The organism is Pseudomonas sp. LM13 (assembly GCF_041381355.1).
Taxonomy (GTDB): Bacteria; Pseudomonadota; Gammaproteobacteria; order Pseudomonadales; family Pseudomonadaceae; genus Stutzerimonas; species Stutzerimonas frequens.
In genome coordinates, this window is sequence record NZ_JACBXH010000098.1 from 1 (window position 1) to 2,000 (window position 2,000).

Annotated in this window: 3 protein-coding genes; 2 read left to right on the top strand and 1 reads right to left on the bottom strand. The window is 64.5% G+C overall.

The window, feature by feature from the left end; translation table 11 throughout:
- Positions 1 to 138: 138 nt before the first annotated feature.
- Positions 139 to 417, top strand: a complete 279-nt coding sequence (ftsB, locus tag HZR81_RS23410; protein ID WP_063543813.1) for a cell division protein FtsB — start codon at positions 139 to 141, stop codon at positions 415 to 417.
- Positions 414 to 1,130: a 2-C-methyl-D-erythritol 4-phosphate cytidylyltransferase gene (gene ispD / locus HZR81_RS23415; RefSeq protein WP_500129377.1), complete on the top strand. Its 717-nt coding sequence runs from the start codon at positions 414 to 416 to the stop codon at positions 1,128 to 1,130. The genes ftsB and ispD overlap by 4 nt, the downstream gene beginning before the upstream one ends.
- A 36-nt stretch (positions 1,131 to 1,166) precedes the next feature.
- On the opposite strand, the gene HZR81_RS23420 is transcribed toward ispD, so the two are convergent.
- Positions 1,167 to 2,000, bottom strand: an 834-nt coding sequence (locus HZR81_RS23420) for a baeRF3 domain-containing protein (protein WP_500129378.1), incomplete at its 5' end; no start/stop codon positions are given.

Sequence of the window (2,000 nt, forward strand, 5' to 3'; positions counted from 1 at the left end):
TTAAAAAAGGGCGGCGCGAGTCGCCCTTTTTTGTTTCAATCGGCATCGTCTTGGTGGGCGATCACTCCCGCGCCAAGATAGTCGTTGCTGTGTTGTCTTCCTTATTCGAACTGCCGCCGAAGTCGTTTCATGCCTGCTATGCGTCGCCCCTACTGGTTGTTCGTCGTGCTGATCCTGCTTCTCGGCGGGCTGCAGTACCGTCTTTGGGTGGGCGAGGGCAGCCTGGCGCAGGTCAACAGTCTGAACAAGCAGATTGCCGACCAGCAGGGCGAGAACGAGCGGCTGCTGGAGCGCAATCGAATCCTCGAAGCGGAAGTCCTGGAGCTCAAGCAGGGCATGGAAACCGTCGAGGAGCGTGCGCGTCAGGAGCTGGGCATGGTCAAAGAGGGCGAAACCCTCTACCAGTTCGTCGAATGAGCCAAGTCCGGTTGTCGAAGTTCTGGGTCGTCATTCCGGCAGCAGGGATCGGCAGTCGCATGCGTGCAGACCGTCCCAAGCAGTACCTGCGGTTGGCTGGGCGCTGCATTCTCGAGCATACCCTCGATCGTTTCATTGACCACCCGGCCCTGGCCGGACTGGTGGTCTGTCTGGCGTCCGACGATCCCTACTGGCCGAACCTGGACTACGCCAGGGATGCGCGCATCCTGCGGGCGGCGGGTGGTCTGGAGCGTTGTGACTCTGTACTCAACGGCCTGCAGCGCCTTGCCGAGGCGGGAGCGAGCGCGGACGACTGGGTGCTGGTGCATGACGCCGCCCGACCCAATCTGGCGCGCGACGATCTGAATCGCCTGCTCGTCGAGCTTGCCGATGATCCGGTTGGGGGACTGCTGGCTGTGCCTGCGCGGGACACACTCAAGCGTGTAGGGCCGCAGGGGCGGGTCGTGGAAACGGTGGACCGCAGCGTCATCTGGCAAGCCTTTACGCCGCAGATGTTCCGCTTGGGCATGTTGCGCACGGCGTTGGACTCGGCGCTCGCCGGTGGGCTGCAGGTGACCGACGAGGCGTCTGCAATGGAGTGGGCCGGCCATTCACCGCGAGTGGTCGAAGGTCGCGCCGATAACCTCAAGGTCACCCGGCCTGAAGATCTCGCCTGGTTGGAGCGCTGCTGGCAAGGCGAGCGTCACGCCTGAGGCGCGGCGGGCAACCAGCGTTGCCCGCCAGCCTCGTTAGAAGCGGTAGATCGCCGCTGCTCCGGTAGCCGTCGGCATCCGTTCGGTCGGCACCACGACGACTTCACCACCTTGCTCAAGCGTCCAGATGGTCAGCTCGTCCAGCACGTCGGGCGTGTTCGCAGCCTCGGCGCTTGCCGACACGGCGCTTCCCTCGTTCTTGTCGACCCGTCCGGGGATCTGCCGCTCTGCCTCGACCAGCAGCGTGGCAACCCGACCCTGGCGGGTCGCCTGACCGATATCTTCGAGCTGATCCGAGGCGAGGCCCTGACCATGGGAGGCGCCGAACTGATTCAGCAGCCCTTCCAACCGCTTCAGATAGCGCGGCTGCATCACCATCCAGCTCTTGTCCCGCAGTTCGTCGACGCCCAAGGCGCGCTGCCCGTTCTCGATGCCTTCCGGTAGCAGGTACTCGTTGTGACTGATGCGGCGGAAGTGTGGCTGTTGTTCCGGCAGGGCCGCGAGGATCAGCGGCAGGCCGGACGGCCGGGAGTGGTGTTCGGTGATCGCGCGATCGACCTCGCGGAAATAGCGGTCACGGTCGCGGTCGATCTCCGCCTGTTTGCCGCTGCCGCCAGCCTCGACCTGCATCGGATCGCCCCGTTCGCTGGCGCGACTGTAGCCCTGCGGGAAGCCGCTCTGACCTTTCTCGGTCAGATCGCTACCCAGTGCATCGGCCAGCGTTCTGGGCACCGCTTCATGCAGCGGCACCTCATCCAGAGCATCCCGGTTGCCCTCGAACAGGCGCACCGAGTCGCGCGACAGGCAGAGAATCTGGTAGCGATCGGCCGATTGTGCAATGCGCACCAGCGGCTTGAGATGCATGCGGTC

Excerpts from the sequence above, each read along its gene's own strand:
- ftsB (WP_063543813.1), top strand. The coding sequence starts at position 139 with ATGCGTCGCCCCTACTGGTTGTTCGTCGTGCTGATCCTGCTTCTCGGC.
- ispD (WP_500129377.1), top strand. The coding sequence starts at position 414 with ATGAGCCAAGTCCGGTTGTCGAAGTTCTGGGTCGTCATTCCGGCAGCA.